The organism is Leeuwenhoekiella palythoae (assembly GCF_020310025.1).
Classification (GTDB): Bacteria; Bacteroidota; Bacteroidia; order Flavobacteriales; family Flavobacteriaceae; genus Leeuwenhoekiella; species Leeuwenhoekiella palythoae.
On record NZ_CP084318.1, the window covers coordinates 1798101 to 1815372 of the forward strand.

Genomic DNA, 17272 nt, shown 5'->3' on the forward strand with positions numbered 1-17272 from the left:
CGGCTTTTTTATTGATGTTGCCCAATACGAAGGTGTTCTCATTTACTTGCTGAACAAATACACCAATCCAAAAAGGAGAATGCCTGCTAATACCGCAAAGAAAATCTTCCAGAAGGAATACGGGCGTTTACCCGAGATGCTTCCGTTTTCTCCATTTACAAAGAAGCTGTATTCTTTTCCTTTGTATCGATACGCCGAAATATAAACCGGTAGCAAAATATGTTTGAAGGTTTCTTCTTCCAGATTAATGTTTAACGTATTTACGCGTTGCTCGTCACCGCCAATATCGCGACGCGCCCAAGTGTCTGCAATGCGCTGCATTTCTTCTTGAGCTTCGAGATGTCCATCCTTAAGCGGAATAGTATATTTTTCGGTAACAAAGCCAGTAAGAAAGCTGCTTTCAAAAGACTGTAGCTTTTCTAAATTCCACAGTGCGACACCATGAGGTACTTTGCCGGTGTGTTGCTTTGAGGCGTTGATGAGGGTGTCATCTACAAAACCACTAATGTTTCCGCTGATGGGAATCCAACGAGTTTTGCGCACGCGGCGTGTTTGTCTTCGGCCTTTGCTGTCTTTGTAGGATTGTGTTTCGTAATAATAATCACCGCGAGCACCGCTATATTGACCATAAAGTTGCGCGTCAAACGTCCAATAGGGTAAATACAAACCTTTAGTGAACTGCGGGTCTAGTGTTGCTTTTTTTAAATCGTTGGGAGCCCACCAAGGTCCGTTTACCCATTTTTTAAACCGAAGAATCGCTTCTTGTTGTGTAAGCTGAAAAGGCAACACCGCGCCTGGAAGAATCCACTGTTCTGTTTTTGCATCTTCTCTGATCAGCGGCGTGCCACAATACACGCAATGCAAAGACTTGTAATTCTCTTCAACATGCTGATTAGCACCGCAATTTTTACAGTGCAGGATGCTAATTTCTTCGCTGTTTGCCTGAGCTCCTTTTTCCTGAAGAAATTGCCGAAGCGGTAATTCTTTGATAGGATCGGTTTCCAGTGCGATTTGCTCTTGGTTTCCGCAGTATTCGCACGTAATCGTTGTGGTGCCTGGCTTGTATTTAAGCTCGGCACCACAATTTTTACAGGCTTTTTTGAGTTCAGATTTTTGAATGGAAGGTTCGGTCAAAGCAGCTTTGAAATTAATTATTGACCCGGAAGTGGCGGTGGTGTGTTTCCGCCTAAAAAGGGTTTCAATTCTTCGATCTCCTGAAGCGCTTTCCATTCACTCATGCCTTGTTTCCAGATCAATGAATTTCTATTGATTGTACGCGAGGCGAAAAGTGCCTGTAACTGATCAAAGCTCACAGGTCCCTGCTGCGTATTATTTTGTGCATAGTAATACTGTGTAGCGACCGGCATTGGAGGAGGCGTTGCAGCGGCTTGCGGTTGCTGAGCTTGTGGCTTACTCATTGCATTTCCCATTTGTTGGGCAAGCGCAAAGCCCATTCCCATTCCCATACCGGCACCGGCGGTACCTCCTTCGTTATTTGCAGCAGCTTCAATAGCTTTTGCGGTTTTGAATTTGGTTAATTTATCAAGGTCAAGTTTATCGATTCGGCTGTATTCGAAGATCTCTTTTTTGAGCTCTTCGGGCATCGATACATTTTCGATATAAAATTTTTCAAGCGAAATTCCCACCGATGTAAACTCGGGTTGCATCACTTCTTTACACGTCTCAGAAAGTTCTGTAGTGTTTGCTGCGTACAATTCTATCGGAAGGTTGGCTTCTCCTACGGTGTCTGTAAATCGAGTTGCGATCAGGCTTTTGAGATGCTCGTTGATCTCAAAGTTGGTGAAGTTATTATCAGTTCCAACAATGTCTTTAATGAAAGTTCCGGCATCGCTTATTTTAAACGCATAGGTTCCAAAAGCTCTGATTTCTACCAGGCCAAAACGATCATCACTTAAGGTAATTGGGTTTTTTGTACCCCATTTTTCGTCGGTAAATAAATGGGTGTTTACAAAATATACTTCCGCCTTAAACGGACTGTCAAAACCGTATTTCCAACCTTTAAGTGTAGTAAGAATAGGAAGGTTTTGCGTGTTTAGCGTGTAAGTTCCGGGTGTGAAAACATCGGCAAGTTGACCTTCGTTTACAAAAACAGCAGTTTGCCCTTCACGTACGATGAGTTTTGCGTTGTTTTTAATTTCGTTTTGATAACGCTCAAAACGATGTGCAATGGTATCTGGCGTATAATCGAGCCACTCGATGATATCGATAAATTCGTGGCTGAGTTTTTCTTTAATCTTATCAAATATTCCCATAGGATGTTTCGGTTTTAATAAAGCTGTATGCTTATGAGTATCAAAAGTCTATATTTTGTTTCAAACTATTTTTTCGATAATCGAGATTTAAATGCCTTAGTTTGCTCTAGGTTTATCCATTTCGGCCTTCTTCATTAGGATACAAGGTGTAAACAGGATCACTTTGCCAGAATTCCTTAGTATCAGCATCTATGATCGAGAGCTTTCCTTTAAAGGCGGCTCCTGTATCTACATTCCAAACATTGGCCATTTGTGTAGGTTCGTCTCTGGCTATACGCGTTACAGGGGTGTGACCAATAAAGATCTCTTTGTGGTATTGCAGCCGCATAGGATATTCCGGGTCGTCTTTTTTTATGCGTTTGTCTAAGCTTACCGCCATCTCCCAAAAGGTGCGATCCCAGTAGAATGCGGTGCTGTAATGTTCAAACTCGGGACCGTTTCGGTTTTGAAAACCGGCGTGAACATACATGCGATTTTGCTCATCGATGTAATAATCTTTGAGATTTTTATAGAATTCTAGATGCTCTTCTTTGGTTTCTTGAGAAAGATCTTCGTAAGACTTTAGCGTACTTCTACCGCCGTGATTGAGCCAAGTGTCATTTCTAGTATTGTCCCGCAACCACTGATAGGTCAGATCATCGTGGTTACCGCGCATAAAAATGCAGTTGTGGGTTTTTGATAATTCGATTAAAAAGGAAACTGTTTGGGCGCTTTCGCTCCAGCCGTCAACATAATCTCCTAAAAAAATCAGTACGTCGTTCTGGGTTATTTTAGCGCGCTCAAGAATTTGTTTAAGTGCTCTTAGGCCGCCGTGAATGTCGCCTATGGCGAGGGTACGTGTCATGAATTGTATTTTACTTTTCGCAAAATGCGAATGTTTTCTTTGTATGCGTTATACAGTTTGGTTCCGTATTTTCTAAGATAAGGCCGAATACTTTCTAGCTTGTCAAGCGCCGGTTCAAAGCCATTGAGATAGCAAATCAAATACGTTGCCGGCAGATTGTACAGGTCTTCAAGTTCGCCTTTGTTGAGTTCTTTATTAGCCAATACTTTCTTAAGAATTGTATTGTTATTGTTATAAATGTGATAGAGTAATTTTCGGTCAAATTGTGGCGGCTCAAAAACCAGATTGCTGTCAATGGTGTACGAACCATTTTCATTAAAATTTATCGTCAATTCTTCTAATGGGTAATATTTATATTCATTTTGAAGCCCTAACAATACGTATTCTAAAATGGTAAAATGATCGCCGGTCATCGTGATCGACACTTCGTCCAAAGCCGAATAAAAAAGGCGCACTTGCTCATTGATCAATTCGATATCCACACGACTAAAATAGGTGTTGCCCTTAACCTCTTTCTTATTCCCTGCCCAGCATACCACAAATTGCTCTTTAAACACTTTGTACTGCGTAAACAGGTCTGCATGTCGCACGTTAATAAAATCGATCACACCATCTAAAGTCAGCTCAATACTGTTGTGTGCGTGTTTTTCAATCGTGGCGACAATCTCGCTATTTACATCTAAAATCTCACTTTGAAAGACTTTAGGCATAGAAATGCTTCCGTCTCTAAAAAAGGCAGTGCCGCCCCAGTATTTCCAGATGTTTTTCTTTAGCGCTGTCAGTTTATTGATGGGTCTGATCGTGACTAAGCCAATTACCTGATCTGAAGGTAAATGCGGAAACGGAATGTTTTCATAAGAAATCAGCGGCGGATTGGTCAAATAGGCGTTCACCAAATTTTGAATTTTGCTATCATCAAAAAACGGAACGCCTTGGATTTCGTTGGTTTCATCCTCAACTCCAATCACAATATAGCTGTTGTTTTTGGGGTTTGAATTAGATAGCGCACATACGTGTTTTAAAAACTTGGCCTTACCCTCTTTGGTACTGATGTCAACTTTTCGCTTTTTGTCATAAAAACTGTTCTCGTCATTATGCGCGAGTAAGTTTTTAATGAGCAGGCGTTTGTTGATCATAGCATAAAGTTACGGGTTACCTGTTTAAAGTTGAACGATCATTCGTTTTAAAAACTTCTAGATTTTTAAATGAGATGTGATGTGCTATCTCGCAAGTCAACAATAGTAATCACTATAATAATTATTGCTTATTCACCACTGTAGAAGATGCTTGGTCTACACTCATAACTACAAGATCTGCAATGTTTACGTGGTAAGGGCGGGTAACAACAAAATGAATGATATCTGCGATATCTTCTGCTTGTAAAGGTTTAAATCCTTGGTACACTTTATCTGCTTTTTCTGAGTCACCTTTAAAACGCACTTCGCTGAATTCAGTCTCAACCATTCCCGGGTTTACTGCGCCTACACGTATGTTATAGCCATTCAAGTCTATACGCATTCCTTGATTAATTGCATCAACGGCGTGTTTACTTGCACAATAAACATTGCCTTTGGGGTACACTTCCTTTCCGGCAGTTGAACCGATGTTAATAATGTGACCCCTATTTTGAGCGATCATTTTTGGGATGATTATATCACTCACATAAAGTAAGCCTTTTACATTGATGTCCAACATCGCGTCCCAATCTTCTGTGTTTCCCTCTTGAATAGGGTCAAGACCGTGCGCGTTACCCGCGTTGTTGATCAAAATATCTATGTGCTGAAAAGCTTCCGGTAAGCCATTGATCGCATTTGCTACATCTTTTTTATTTCGCACATCAAAAGTCAAGGTGTGTACGTTTACTTGATTTTGCAATTCAGCCTTTAGCGTATCAAGGCGTTCTTGACGTCTTCCGCAGAGAATAAGATTGATTCCGTTTTTGGCAAAATACGTTGCTGTTGCTGCTCCGATACCGCTTGTGGCACCGGTAATAAATGCTGTTTTAGTCGTCATAGTTTAGGGTTGTAATACAAATTGAAAATTACAAGAATGTTTTTTGAATGCCTGCTTTAATCCAGATTCATTTATTGATAAAAAATACTAAATCCTGTATCTTTGAGGAGCAATCTGAAAAGGTTGCATTTTTTTTTGCAACATTTCTCGTGAAATGTCGTCATTAGAATTACCCCTAAAGGCCTTCCATAAGCCGTGCTTACAGGGGATTTTAACCATTGCTTAACAAAATGGTTAGCAATAAAGTATAACCTTGTAGACCTCAGAGTCATATAAAACGCACATAAAATAAAAGTATGGAAGATACTAGCGCATCTGTTGATATAGGAGCGATTAACGAAAAGATCGAAAAAGAGAGTGCTTTTGTAAAAATACTTACGATGGAAATGAACAAAGTCATCGTAGGGCAAAAGCATATGGTAGAACGCTTGCTTATAGGCCTTTTAGGACGTGGGCATATTTTGCTGGAGGGAGTTCCCGGTCTGGCAAAAACCTTGGCGATTAATACGCTCTCTCAGGCAGTTCACGGAAGCTTTAGCCGTATTCAGTTTACGCCAGATTTACTTCCGGCTGATGTTGTGGGTACCTTGATTTACAATATGAAACTGAATGATTTCAGTATAAAGAAAGGGCCTATTTTTGCCAATTTCGTCCTCGCAGATGAGATTAACCGTGCGCCGGCCAAAGTACAGAGTGCGCTGCTGGAAGCGATGCAGGAGAAGCAGGTGACCATTGGTGATGAGACGTTTAAGCTAGACAGACCATTTTTGGTTATGGCAACTCAGAACCCGGTTGAGCAAGAAGGAACGTACCCACTTCCTGAAGCGCAGGTTGACCGTTTTATGCTTAAAACCGTAATTGACTATCCTAAACATGCCGAAGAACAACTCATCATTAGAGCCAACCTAAAAGGTTCTTTTGAGAAAGTGAATCCTGTGGTTTCTATAGAGCAGATCTTGCGTGCGCAGGAAGCTGTAAAAGAGGTGTATATGGATGAGAAGATCGAGAAATATATTCTTGATATCATCTTTGCGACACGTTACCCTGAAAATTATAAGTTGGCAGATTTAAAACCCTTGATCAGTTTTGGGTCTTCTCCGAGGGGTAGTATCAACTTAGCAACTGCTTCAAAATGTTATGCGTTTATCAAAGGTCGCGGTTATGTGATTCCAGAAGATGTGCGTGCGGTAGTACACGATGTATTGCGTCATCGTATCGGGATCACTTATGAAGCGGAAGCCGAAAACGTAACTACCGTTGAAATTATAAACAAGATCGTAAACGAGATCGAAGTACCATAAACTAAGCATTAGAAATCAGTTCGCAGTTCTTGCTTGAAAAATAGCAACTACTGCCTACTGATTTTCTTTTTTGATTGATTACACATGGACACTAAAGAACTTCTAAAAAAAGTACGCAAAATTGAGATCAAGACCAGAAGACTGTCTGATCATATTTTTGGCGGGGAATACCATTCTACGTTTAAAGGGCGTGGTATGACCTTTAGTGAAGTGCGTCAATACCAGTTTGGTGATGATGTGCGTAATATAGACTGGAATGTTACCGCGCGCTACAATGAGCCATTTGTAAAGGTTTTTGAAGAAGAGCGCGAGCTTACCATGATGCTTGTGGCAGATGTGAGTGGTTCAGAATTCTTTGGTACAGATCAGCAATTAAAATCTGAAATTGTCACCGAAATTGCCGCAACCTTAGCATTTTCGGCTTTGCAGAATAATGATAAAATCGGACTCATTTTATTTTCAGATGGGATCGAATTGTACATTCCACCTAAAAAAGGTAAGTCGCACGTACTGCGCATCATTCGCGAACTTTTAGAATTCAAACCGAAGAGTAAAAAGACCGATGTGGCACAAGCTCTGAAATTCCTTTCTGGAGTGATGAAGAAAAAAGCCATTGTCTTTGTGCTTTCAGACTTTATTGCAGACGATTATCAAGACACAATGAAGATCGCTGCGAAGCGCCACGACATTACGGGTATACGTATTTACGATCAGCGTGAAGAGGAAATTCCGAGTTTGGGAATTGTGCAGATGGAAGATGAAGAAACCGGGGAATTATTGCTAGTCAATACTACATCAAGAAAGGTGCGTAACAATTACGCAAAATATTACCGCGATCGCGTGGCATATTATAAAGATAGTTTTACAAGAAGCGGTGCCGGCGTGATCGATGTGCGTACCGATGAAAGCTATGTCAAAAAATTACTAGGTTATTTTAAACGAAGAGGATAACACAACAATGAACAGTAACCTTAAGAATCATATTCCTAAATCAAGTTTTTATAGCATAAGAGCGTTTGCTTCCACTTTGTTGATTGCTTTTTTAAGCGCATTTAATGTGCAAGCGCAGCAGGTTAAAGGAGCGGTTGACACCACGTCAATTCGTATTGGGGAGCAAATCACGTACGAATTTCAGGTAGAAGCAGATTCTACAGATTTGGTGCTGTTTCCTGAAGGACAAACCTTTCAGCCTTTAGAAATGATCGAAGCCTATCAGGTTGACACTTCGTACGCCGGTGCAAAAATGAACTTGATCAAACGCTACGGACTAACCCAGTTTGATAGCGGTTCGTACACGATTCCGCGGCAATTGGTGTCAATCAACCAACAACCTTTTTATACAGATTCGGTTGCGATAGAAGTGAACAATGTAGTGGTCGACACGACCAAACAAGGCCTTTACGATATTAAAGATATTGTGGCTGTTGAGCGGGCAACTAGTGAATTCTGGGAGTATTTACTGTACTTTTTATTGCTTGCCGCCGTTATTGGTGGATTCTTATTTTTTATCATTCGACGCAGTCGTAAAAAAGCTGCAGCAGAGCAAAAGCTTCCGCCGTTTGAGCAGGCACTATTTTCTCTTAAACAACTTGACGAAGAGTATAAACAACCGGCGCGAGGCATTGATGAGCGTGACGCGACTAAAGCATATTACTCAAAACTTACTGATATTGTAAGAAGGTATCTTGATGAAGAGGTTTATGACCGCTCGATGGAAAGTACTTCTTCAGAATTGATCGAGCGCTTAATGCTCGAAAAAGAGGAAGGTAAAATTGATTTGAGTAAAGAAACCATTCTCAAGCTAGACCAAATCCTAAAGCGTGCAGACCTTACCAAGTTCGCTCGTACGTCTCCTGGAGCGGGTCAAGCTGAAGCAGACCGTATTGTAGCTGAAGAGATCGTAAAAGAAACTAAAGAAGCGATTCCACCACCTACAGAAGAAGAATTGATGCGTGATGCGGCTTACCGTGAAGCCTTGGCAAAACGTCGCAAGCGCAAGCTCATTTTGACTTCGATTATTGGGGTTTTTGGAATTTTAGTGATCGCCACCGGAATTTTGATTGCCACCAAAGGTTTTGATTTTGTAAAAGATAATTTCATCGGGCATCCTTCAAAAGATTTGCTTGAAAGCGATTGGGTGCGCAGTGAATACGGGTATCCGCCGGTAATCATCAGTACTCCTAGAGTTTTAGAGCGCAATGAGATCGCGTTGCCAGATTCGCTCAAGCAACAAATGGATATGAGCACCTTTACCTACGGAAGCTTGATCGATGACTTTTATGTGGTGGTGAATAATACCCGCTTCGGCGGAAAAAATGAAGCCAATTTAGAAGCTTCGGCGCAAGGATTCATCAGTACGATTGAAGCCAACGGCGCTAAAAACCTGATCGTAAAAACCGAAAAGTACACCACACCGGAAGGAACCGAAGGTTTACGCGTTTACGGAACAGGAGATTTCCCAGAAACCTTGAACAAAGACGAATTTAGTAAAGGAGCATATGAGATGCTTCTATTTACGGCGCCCGGGGTCTTGCAGCAAATTTTAGTAGCTCATCGTGAAGATGATACCTATGCAAAAGAGATGAGCGCACGCATTATAAATTCAGTAGAACTTCAAAAATCTGTACCTACCGATGTTAAGTAATTTTGAATTTCAAAGTCCTGAATTTTTCTGGTTGTTCCTCCTGCTTCCGGTGGTTGCTGTGTGGTATTTCTTTAAACGAAATAAAATTACGGCTCAGGTAAAACTTTCAAGTTTAAAGGGTTTTAAAGCAGGTAGCGGTGTGCTTGCAAAATTTCGCCCTGTTTTATTCGTTCTGCGTCTGTTGGCTTTGGCCTGTTTAATTACAGCTTTGGCAAGACCGCGCAATGTTGATGTTTCTACGCGAACAAACACCACTCGCGGAATTGACATTGTGATCGCCATTGATGTTTCGGCGAGTATGCTGGCACGTGATTTAAAACCTAACCGTCTTGAGGCGCTTAAAGAAGTGGCTTCGCAGTTTATTGCAGATCGCCCCAGTGACCGAATTGGTCTGGTGGAATATGCGGGTGAGAGTTACACGAGAACGCCCATTACCAGTGATAAAAGTATTGTGTTGAGTTCGCTCAACGATATAGAGTACAACAGCATTATTGAAGGTGGTACCGCAATAGGAATGGGATTGGCGACTTCGGTAAACCGCTTAAAAGACAGTAAGGCAAAAAGCAAGGTGATCATTTTGATGACTGATGGTGTGAATAACGCCGGATTTATAGAGCCAACAACCGCGAGTGAATTGGCCCAAGAATTTGGGATCAAAGTTTACACGATAGGTCTGGGAACTAACGGAACGGCGCTTTCTCCCGTTGCTTTACGCCCTGACGGAAGTTTTCAATACGGAAGTATTCCTGTTGAAATTGATGAAACCTTACTGCAAGAGATCGCAGACAAAACCGGCGGACTCTATTTTAGAGCGACCGATAATGAATCTTTAGAAGAGATTTATGCCGAGATCAACAAGCTTGAAAAAACAGATGTTGAAGAGTTTAAGTATACCAATTATGAGGAGAAATTCAGACCGCTGGTTATTCTGGCAGGTTTGCTTTTGTTGTTTGAATTGCTGTTGAGGTATACGGTGTTTAGAAGTTTTGTTTAAAATATAGATTGAATACTAAATAACTAATTTGTGTATTTACTAGAAGAAAAAATATGGTTTTGGGCGTTGCTGGCAATTCCTGTGGTGGTACTGCTTTACTTTGCAGTCACCCTTTGGAAACGTAGCGCGCAAAAGCGCTTTGTGACCAACCGTGAATTGCTGGAGAAATTAACGCCGCAGCGTTCGGTTTTTAAACCGGTGTTGAAGCTAATTGTTTTGTGTCTCGCTTTGGCTTGCATGGCCGTGGCTTTGGTAAACCCAAAAATCGGTACCAAATTGGAAACGGTAAAACGAGAAGGTGTTGATGTCGTTTTTGCTGTTGATGTTTCTAAAAGTATGGATGCAGAAGATATCGCACCCAGCCGAATCGATAAAGCAAAACAGCTGGTTACGCAGATCATCAACAATTTGGGCAGCGACCGTGTGGGAATTATTGCTTATGCCGGAAGCGCGTATCCGCAGTTGCCCATCACTACAGATTACAGCAGCGCAAAAATGTTCCTTAATTCGATGAATACAGATATGTTATCGAGCCAAGGAACAGCGATCAGAGATGCGATCGAGTTGGCAAAAACCTATTATAATGATGAGGAGCAGACCAATAGAGTTTTAGTAATTATCTCTGATGGGGAAGATCACGCGGGCGAGGTGGCTTCTATTGCAGAATCGGCTACAGAGCAAGGCATTCGCATTTTTACCATTGGTGTAGGTTCAGAAGCTGGAGATCGTATTCCTATTAAAAGAAATGGAGTTGTTCAGTCGTATAAGAAAGATCAGAATGGAGAGACGGTGATCACTAAGCTTGATCCGGCAACGCTTCAGGAGATCGCGGCCGAGGCTGATGGGGAATACATCAACGGGAACAGTACGCAAGAAGTGGTTGACAAAATGGCTTCCGCGTTAAATCAAATGGATAAAAAAGAATTTGAAGCCAAGCAATTTGCAGATTTTAAAGACCAGTTTCAGTGGTTTGTTGCTGCGGCACTATTCTTGCTAATTATAGATGTGTTCTTACTGGAGCGTAAAACCGCTTGGGTAAGAAAACTGAATCTATTCAACGAAAATAAGTCTAAATCTTAATCTTTTTAAAGATGAAGAATTTTATAAATAATCTTTTGAGCTTGACCTTTATTTTGGTCACTGGTGTGGTATTTGCGCAAAGCGAAAAACCCGATCCGGCTATATTAGAAGCACAGGATTTTGTGGCAGAAGCTAACGATGAGTTTGCTTCAAACGAGTTTGCAGCGGCAGAATCTGCCTACCGAAAAGCAGTTGCTAAAGATCCTGCTAATACGGCGGCCAAATACAATATGGGGAATAACTACTACCGAAACAAAAAATATGGAGAGGGGATGAATCGCTATATTCAGGCGGCTGAGGTAGCACAAACAAAGGCTGAAAAACATAAAGCTTTTCACAATCTTGGGAATGCATTTTATCAGCAAAAGGATTTTAAGAAAGCCGTTGAAGCTTATAAAAATGCGTTGCGCAATGATCCTACTGATGAAGAAACGCGATATAATCTAGCACTTGCTAAAAAGGAAGAAGAGAAGAACGGCGGTGGTGGCGGTGATGATGAGAATCAGGATCAGAACCAAGACCAGAATGAAGATCAAAAAGATCAGGATGGTGAAGGTGATGATAAAGAAAGCGACGACGGTAAGCCTAAGGATCAAGACGATCAAGGTGATGAAAAGAAAGATCAGGGCGATCAGAATAAAGACGATAAAGGCAAGCCCGAGGATAAAGATGGGGATCAAAAAGATCAGGGTAAAGATGGCGATAAAGAGAAGCAACAACAACAGCCGCAGCCTGGTCAGGGCCAACTATCTCCTCAGCAAGTAAAGAGTTTGCTTGAAGCGATGAAAAACGAAGAGAATAAAGTTCAGGATAAAATTAATGCTCAAAAGGTTAAAGGAGCAAAAGTAAAAACAGATAAAGACTGGTAATTTAAGCCAGTAAAAAGCAGAAGTTATAATGAAGATGAAGCTAAAATTTTTGCTGATTGTTTTATTTGCCGGATTCAGTGCATGGTCTCAGGTAGAATTTGACGCTGTCGTTAGTAAGCAACGACTAGGGGTCAATGAACGTTTACGTGTTGATTTTGAAATGAATCAAGACGGAGACAATTTTAGGCCGCCCAGTTTTCAAGGTTTTACGGTAGTTGGTGGCCCTAACCAATCCATCAGCAAACAGTGGATTAACGGTAAGGCGAGTTTCTCTAAAACCTTCTCTTACTTTCTTCAGCCTAATGCTACCGGTACCTTAAAAATCGGTCAGGCAGAAATTGAGATCGACGGAACGGTGTATAAAACGATTCCTATAGAAATAACCGTGACCGGCGCGGTCGAAAAACCCAAAGATCCTAATGATCCTGTAGCCGCTGCAGAAGATAATGTGCATCTGGTCGCTGAAGTTTCTAAGAATGATCCTTATTTGAACGAGGCGTTTACCGTGGTGTACAAGCTGTATGTAAGTCGGGAAACCGCTGTAAATGGCTGGAACGAACTAGACGCGCCTAAGTTTGCAGATTTCTGGAGTCAGAGTATTGATGAAAAGCAATTCAAAGTATATGATGGTTCGTACGAGGGTAAACCCTATCGTTATGTTATATTAAGAAGAACGCTGCTTTATCCGCAAAAAACGGGAGAGCTTACCATTGAGCCTCTAGCGTTAAATATCAATGTGGAAGCTCCTACCAATCGTAGAGATATTTTTGGAATGCGCATCACAAGACCGGCAAAAATTACGGTTACGGCGCCAACCCGCAAAGTAAACGTAAAAGCCTTACCAGAAGATGGGAAGCCCGAAAGTTTTACAGGAGCTGTAGGTAATTTTGATTTTGAAGTTACAGCCAGTAAAACGAAACTAGACGCGCAAGAGGCATTAGATCTCACCTTAACAGCAAAAGGAAATGGGAATTTAAAACTGTTTACATTACCGAAGCCTAAATTGCCTAGCGCACTTGAAGTTTATGAGCCAGAAAACGAGCAAGACGTTCGTGTTTCGCTTAATGGGATGGCAGGTTCTAACAGTGCACGTTACACGATAGTTCCGCAGCAAAAGGGAAGCTATCCTATTCCGCCTATTCGCTTTTCTTATTTTGATCCTGCGACAGAGCAGTATAAGACGCTAAGTAGTGATGAGATCGTGATTGATGTAGAAAATGGTCCTGCTACATTGGCTTCTTCAGATAAGGCCGATAAAATCCCTGTGGAAGAAACTAAGCAATTTGCTTATATCAAATCTGACGCAAAGCTAAAGTCGATGAATCAAGACCGGTTTTTTGGTTCCACTACATTCTGGAGTTTACTGGCGACACCGGTGGTGTTGATTCCGTTAGCCATTTTATTCGGTCGTAAACGCAGAGCTTATCAAAATGATGTGAAAGGCAACCGCTTGCGTAAGGCAGATAAGCTGGCCCGAAAATACTTAGGCGATGCCAAAAAGAGTTTGGGAAATCAAACCGCTTTCTATTTAGCCTTAGAAAAGTGTTTGCATAATTATTTAAAAGCACGGTTGAATATTCAGACGAGCGAAATGAGCAAAGAACGCATCAGCCAGTTGCTGCAAGATCGTGGCGTAACTGTTGAAACCACTGTGGCATTCCTCAAGCTTTTAGAAAGCTGCGAATTTGCGCGCTACACACCTTCAAGCAGTGACGCAATGCAACACGATTATGAGCAGGCGTCGCGTGTAATTTCAGAAATAGATAAACAGTTATGAAAACAATGATAAGATCAAGCTATCGTTTTGTGGTTCTTGTGCTGTTTATGGCTTCGTTGAGCTTAAATGCACAAACGCCGCAACAGCTTTTTGAAACTGGAAACTCGCAGTATGCGCAGAACAATTTTGAGGAAGCTATCAAGAATTATGAGAAAGTTCTTGACGCCGGTTACGAGTCGGCGGCAGTGTATTACAATTTGGCTAATGCCAATTATAAACTCAATCGTATAGCGCCTAGCGTATATAATTATGAGAAAGCTCTTGAATTGAAGCCTAATGATAAAGAGATTAAAAACAATCTGGAATTTGCTCAAAATATGACCATTGATGCTATTACGCCATTGCCTGAAAACACCTTTAAAAGGTGGTGGAATCAATTACTTCATATGTTCTCGCTAGATGGGTGGGCGATCGTTACGGTGGTGTGTATGCTGCTTTTTGCCATTAGTTTTATCATTTATTACTTCGGAAAAACCACAACTTTAAAACGCGGTTTTTTTACTATGGCTTTTGTGGCTTTGGGATTTGGATTATTAAGTCTTACTTTGGCATTTCAGGCACAGTCGAATGAAAATAGCAAGCAGTTTGCTATTGTTTTTTCAGCAGAAGCAGAAATAAAAAGTGAGCCTTCGATGGCAAGCGAAGAAGCTTTCGTTTTACACGAAGGTACCAAAGTTCGTGTGCTAGAGACCGAAGGCGATTGGCAAATGATTCGACTGGCAGATGGGAAAGAAGGCTGGATTCCTACTACAGATATTAAAATTTTATAAATATTATAAACTCGCTTTATTCTCCGGGAATGAACAAGAGGTAGTTTTACCACTCAAGCAACTTCCTGAACCATTTAGATATTCAAATTGGCTTTTTTAGCTTGAGAGCTACTTAATTTCTATTTTTAGCGTCTCTTTAATATAGGAAGACACAAGTAATGCTTAGTTTCACTAATTTTAGGATTGCATTAGCTTGATTTTTAACTAAAAACCAAAGATAGATGGATATTAAGAAGATATTTGAGAACAACAAAGAGTGGGTTCAAGAGCGGTTAAGCGCAGAGCCTGAATATTTTAAAAAATTATCACAGGGTCAATCGCCAAAAATTCTTTATATAGGTTGTAGTGATAGCCGTGTTTCTTCTGAAGAATTGATGGGTGTAGGTCCCGGAGATGTCTTTGTACACCGTAATATTGCCAATATGGTACCTAATACAGACCTTAATTCTATGTCTGTTATTAATTATGCGGTTGAGCATCTTGAAGTGGAACATGTGGTAGTTTGTGGTCACTATTATTGTGGTGGTGTTAAAGCTGCGATGCAATCTTCAGATTTGGGACTATTAAATCCTTGGTTGAGAAATATTCGTGACGTTTATAGAATACATAAAGAAGAGTTAAGTCTCATTGAGGATGAAGAAGAGCGTTATAAGAAATTTGTAGAGCTAAACGTTCAAGAGCAGTGTGTGAATGTTATTAAAACTGCTGATGTACAAAAGGCAATACGTAAACGTAATCTCAGCGTGCACGGTTGGGTTTTTGATATACATTCAGGAAAGCTAATTGATCTCAAAATAGACTTTGATGCAATCTTAGAAAATATTATGGAGATCTACAGGTTAGATGATTAACAGTGAGTTTGTTAACGCATAAAAATAGCGCTGCATTGCAGCGCTATTTTATTTTAAACCCCAAGCTTTTTTTAGAGATCCATTTTAAACAGATTGTAACTCAATTTTGCTTTTATCAGTGTCTTCATTCTCTCGAAACTCTTTTACCTCTTCTAATATACTTGGTAAAACTGCAGGAGCGATAGGTTTGATCAGGCTGTATAGAATTGAAGATTCTCGTATTTCCTCATCAATAAGATTAAGACTACTGGTCATTGCAGCTAAAAACATCAGAATCACGCTCAGGATAAAAGCAGATTTTAAAAGACCGAATGCTGCGCCTAGAATTCGGTTTACGATGCCCAGCATCGCTAAAGAAGCTACTTTGGTTAGAATTCTTCCGGCAAGTGTAATAACCAAAACAATAATGATAAAGGTTACCGCAAATGCTGCAAGGTTAATCGCCTGAATACTCCAATCTACTTTTTCGGTTAAAAAATCTACCGCATAATAGGAGAAGTGAATGGCGCCATATATTCCTAAAACCAATGCGATCAAAGAGGCTACTTCAATGAGTAGTCCGTTTTTAAGTCCTTTAAAAAGGCCTAAAAGAAGTAAAATTCCGATTATAATATCCAGATAATTCATTGGTTAAAGATACTATTTAGGGCTAAATAATCTTTTTAGGAGTTGGCTTTATGTTAGTATAGGTATTGTTTGATCTTGATTATATTTGCGGCATGGCTAGAGACGAACAACTTAAAGAACGCTGGGAGCAGGTGGTAAGCAAACTATCTGCACGTTTTGCTGATGGGGAGGTCTTAGATCTCGACGCGATTATTTATCTGATAGGAGTGCAAGAATTGGGCAAGCCAGATAAGCGCTTTAAAAAAGATGATAAGATCAATTTGATGCACATTGCAATTTGCAGACTTTTAGAACCTTTTGGGTATTATCGTTTTGATTATCAGGATGAAGATGGCTGGCCGCACTACGAAATGATTGAGCCATTACCCGCCTTAAAAGCTGGGGAGCAATCTTTGCTTATGAAAGAGGCCATCGTACAGTATTTTCTAGTGAAAGAACTCGTTCAATAAACTATTTTTTTGCGGTTTTAAGGCTATGTTGCTAAGCATTTTACAAGAGCTGTTCCCTAATGATACGGGACCTATTTACAAAGAAACCATAGCTGGGCGCTTTCCGGTGGAGCCTTTTAATACCTACAGCAATCTTATTTTTTTGTTTATCGTGGTTTATTTTGGGATCAAAATTTACCGCAAGCCTAAAAAACAATGGTTTTTAATGATCGCTTTGCCATTCATTTTTATAGGCTATGTGGGCGGAACGCTCTATCACGGGTTGCGCAACGAAGAAGCTTGGCTTTTGCTGGATTGGGTTCCTATTCGCGGACTGAGCTTTGCAGCTTTGCTTTATTTCATTTTTAAATGGCAAGACACCTGGGGCAAGCGCTTGATTTTTGTTTTAAGCATAGGTTTAGCATTTATTGGGTTAAGATATTTACCGCTGCCTAAGCAATTGGAGCATAGCATCGGGTATTTGATCAGTGCATTAAGCATTCTGATTCCAATTTTGGGCTACCTCATAAAAACCAAATGGCGCTATGCAAAATCGGCTTTAACCGCTTTTGTGATTTTTGGTTTTGCCGTTTTGTTTAGAGTGCTGGACAACCGTCTGGATTTTGAGTTCTTCTGGATGGGAACACACTGGCTCTGGCATATTTTTGGCGGAACCGCTGTATTTTTTATTCTGCAATATATTTACCGGGACAACAAAGCCCAAGCCGCCGATATTTCATAAATTTGTGCCTCTGATATACTGGTCATTTTTTTTGAAGAATGGCAGTTGCTCAGGGAAAT

Annotated in this window: 17 protein-coding genes; 11 read left to right on the plus strand and 6 right to left on the minus strand. The window is 40.7% G+C overall.

The window, feature by feature from the left end; genetic code table 11:
- Positions 1–42: 42 nt before the first annotated feature.
- From LDL79_RS07595 to LDL79_RS07615, 5 genes are all read right to left on the minus strand, one after another.
- The gene (locus LDL79_RS07595; protein ID WP_225599784.1) at positions 43–1134 is read right to left on the minus strand and encodes a TFIIB-type zinc ribbon-containing protein; all 1092 of its coding nucleotides are present in this window, start codon (positions 1132–1134) and stop codon (positions 43–45) included.
- Positions 1135–1151: 17 nt separating this feature from the next.
- Entirely contained in the window at positions 1152–2273 is a 1122-nt protein-coding gene (locus tag LDL79_RS07600; RefSeq protein WP_225599785.1) for an SPFH domain-containing protein, read from the minus strand.
- A gap of 112 nt (positions 2274–2385) precedes the next feature.
- The gene (locus LDL79_RS07605) at positions 2386–3117 is read right to left on the minus strand and encodes a metallophosphoesterase (RefSeq protein WP_225599786.1); all 732 of its coding nucleotides are present in this window, start codon (positions 3115–3117) and stop codon (positions 2386–2388) included.
- Positions 3114–4253 (minus strand): ATP-binding protein, encoded by a 1140-nt coding sequence (locus LDL79_RS07610; RefSeq protein WP_225599787.1) that lies wholly within the window; start codon positions 4251–4253, stop codon positions 3114–3116. Before LDL79_RS07610 ends, LDL79_RS07605 begins: the two co-directional genes overlap by 4 nt.
- Before the next feature lie 121 nt (positions 4254–4374).
- The gene (locus tag LDL79_RS07615) at positions 4375–5130 is read right to left on the minus strand and encodes an SDR family NAD(P)-dependent oxidoreductase (RefSeq protein ID WP_225599788.1); all 756 of its coding nucleotides are present in this window, start codon (positions 5128–5130) and stop codon (positions 4375–4377) included.
- A 296-nt stretch (positions 5131–5426) separates the two neighbouring features.
- On the opposite strand from LDL79_RS07615, the gene LDL79_RS07620 reads away from it, so the two are divergent.
- The 9 genes from LDL79_RS07620 (at position 5427) to LDL79_RS07660 (ending at position 15416) form a co-directional block, all read left to right on the plus strand.
- Entirely contained in the window at positions 5427–6431 is a 1005-nt protein-coding gene (locus tag LDL79_RS07620) for an AAA family ATPase (protein WP_072981053.1), read from the plus strand.
- Between the two features lie 84 nt (positions 6432–6515).
- Positions 6516–7382 (plus strand): DUF58 domain-containing protein, encoded by an 867-nt coding sequence (locus LDL79_RS07625; RefSeq protein WP_225599789.1) that lies wholly within the window; start codon positions 6516–6518, stop codon positions 7380–7382.
- 7 nt (positions 7383–7389) lie between these two features.
- The gene (locus LDL79_RS07630; RefSeq protein WP_225599790.1) at positions 7390–9075 is read left to right on the plus strand and encodes a hypothetical protein; all 1686 of its coding nucleotides are present in this window, start codon (positions 7390–7392) and stop codon (positions 9073–9075) included.
- A complete protein-coding gene (locus LDL79_RS07635) occupies positions 9065–10069 on the plus strand; it encodes a vWA domain-containing protein (protein WP_167598485.1) in 1005 nt (334 codons plus the stop codon). The genes LDL79_RS07630 and LDL79_RS07635 overlap by 11 nt, the downstream gene beginning before the upstream one ends.
- 30 nt (positions 10070–10099) lie before the next feature.
- Entirely contained in the window at positions 10100–11149 is a 1050-nt protein-coding gene (locus LDL79_RS07640; RefSeq protein ID WP_225599791.1) for a vWA domain-containing protein, read from the plus strand.
- Positions 11150–11160: 11 nt separating this feature from the next.
- Entirely contained in the window at positions 11161–12018 is an 858-nt protein-coding gene (locus LDL79_RS07645) for a tetratricopeptide repeat protein (protein WP_072981779.1), read from the plus strand.
- A 28-nt stretch (positions 12019–12046) separates the two neighbouring features.
- Positions 12047–13795: a BatD family protein gene (locus LDL79_RS07650; protein WP_225599792.1), complete on the plus strand. Its 1749-nt coding sequence runs from the start codon at positions 12047–12049 to the stop codon at positions 13793–13795.
- A complete protein-coding gene (locus LDL79_RS07655; protein WP_225599793.1) occupies positions 13792–14565 on the plus strand; it encodes a tetratricopeptide repeat protein in 774 nt (257 codons plus the stop codon). Before LDL79_RS07650 ends, LDL79_RS07655 begins: the two co-directional genes overlap by 4 nt.
- A gap of 221 nt (positions 14566–14786) precedes the next feature.
- A complete protein-coding gene (locus tag LDL79_RS07660) occupies positions 14787–15416 on the plus strand; it encodes a carbonic anhydrase (RefSeq protein ID WP_167598490.1) in 630 nt (209 codons plus the stop codon).
- Between the two features lie 84 nt (positions 15417–15500).
- Here LDL79_RS07660 and LDL79_RS07665 read toward each other — a convergent pair whose 3' ends face one another.
- Positions 15501–16043: a CvpA family protein gene (locus LDL79_RS07665; protein ID WP_225599794.1), complete on the minus strand. Its 543-nt coding sequence runs from the start codon at positions 16041–16043 to the stop codon at positions 15501–15503.
- Positions 16044–16135: 92 nt separating this feature from the next.
- On the opposite strand from LDL79_RS07665, the gene LDL79_RS07670 reads away from it, so the two are divergent.
- Positions 16136–16492 carry a hypothetical protein gene (locus LDL79_RS07670; protein ID WP_225599795.1) on the plus strand — a complete coding sequence of 119 codons (357 nt, stop codon included), beginning with the start codon at positions 16136–16138 and terminating at the stop codon, positions 16490–16492.
- A 25-nt stretch (positions 16493–16517) separates the two neighbouring features.
- Positions 16518–17213 carry a hypothetical protein gene (locus LDL79_RS07675; protein ID WP_072981062.1) on the plus strand — a complete coding sequence of 232 codons (696 nt, stop codon included), beginning with the start codon at positions 16518–16520 and terminating at the stop codon, positions 17211–17213.
- Positions 17214–17272 lie beyond the last annotated feature (59 nt).

Excerpts from the sequence above, each read along its gene's own strand:
- LDL79_RS07600 (WP_225599785.1), bottom strand. The coding sequence starts at position 2,273 with ATGGGAATATTTGATAAGATTAAAGAAAAACTCAGCCACGAATTTATC.
- LDL79_RS07605 (WP_225599786.1), bottom strand. The coding sequence starts at position 3,117 with ATGACACGTACCCTCGCCATAGGCGACATTCACGGCGGCCTAAGAGCA.
- LDL79_RS07610 (WP_225599787.1), bottom strand. The coding sequence starts at position 4,253 with ATGATCAACAAACGCCTGCTCATTAAAAACTTACTCGCGCATAATGAC.
- LDL79_RS07615 (WP_225599788.1), bottom strand. The coding sequence starts at position 5,130 with ATGACGACTAAAACAGCATTTATTACCGGTGCCACAAGCGGTATCGGA.
- LDL79_RS07620 (WP_072981053.1), top strand. The coding sequence starts at position 5,427 with ATGGAAGATACTAGCGCATCTGTTGATATAGGAGCGATTAACGAAAAG.
- LDL79_RS07625 (WP_225599789.1), top strand. The coding sequence starts at position 6,516 with ATGGACACTAAAGAACTTCTAAAAAAAGTACGCAAAATTGAGATCAAG.
- LDL79_RS07630 (WP_225599790.1), top strand. The coding sequence starts at position 7,390 with ATGAACAGTAACCTTAAGAATCATATTCCTAAATCAAGTTTTTATAGC.
- LDL79_RS07635 (WP_167598485.1), top strand. The coding sequence starts at position 9,065 with ATGTTAAGTAATTTTGAATTTCAAAGTCCTGAATTTTTCTGGTTGTTC.
- LDL79_RS07645 (WP_072981779.1), top strand. The coding sequence starts at position 11,161 with ATGAAGAATTTTATAAATAATCTTTTGAGCTTGACCTTTATTTTGGTC.
- LDL79_RS07650 (WP_225599792.1), top strand. The coding sequence starts at position 12,047 with ATGAAGATGAAGCTAAAATTTTTGCTGATTGTTTTATTTGCCGGATTC.
- LDL79_RS07655 (WP_225599793.1), top strand. The coding sequence starts at position 13,792 with ATGAAAACAATGATAAGATCAAGCTATCGTTTTGTGGTTCTTGTGCTG.
- LDL79_RS07660 (WP_167598490.1), top strand. The coding sequence starts at position 14,787 with ATGGATATTAAGAAGATATTTGAGAACAACAAAGAGTGGGTTCAAGAG.
- LDL79_RS07665 (WP_225599794.1), bottom strand. The coding sequence starts at position 16,043 with ATGAATTATCTGGATATTATAATCGGAATTTTACTTCTTTTAGGCCTT.
- LDL79_RS07670 (WP_225599795.1), top strand. The coding sequence starts at position 16,136 with ATGGCTAGAGACGAACAACTTAAAGAACGCTGGGAGCAGGTGGTAAGC.
- LDL79_RS07675 (WP_072981062.1), top strand. The coding sequence starts at position 16,518 with ATGTTGCTAAGCATTTTACAAGAGCTGTTCCCTAATGATACGGGACCT.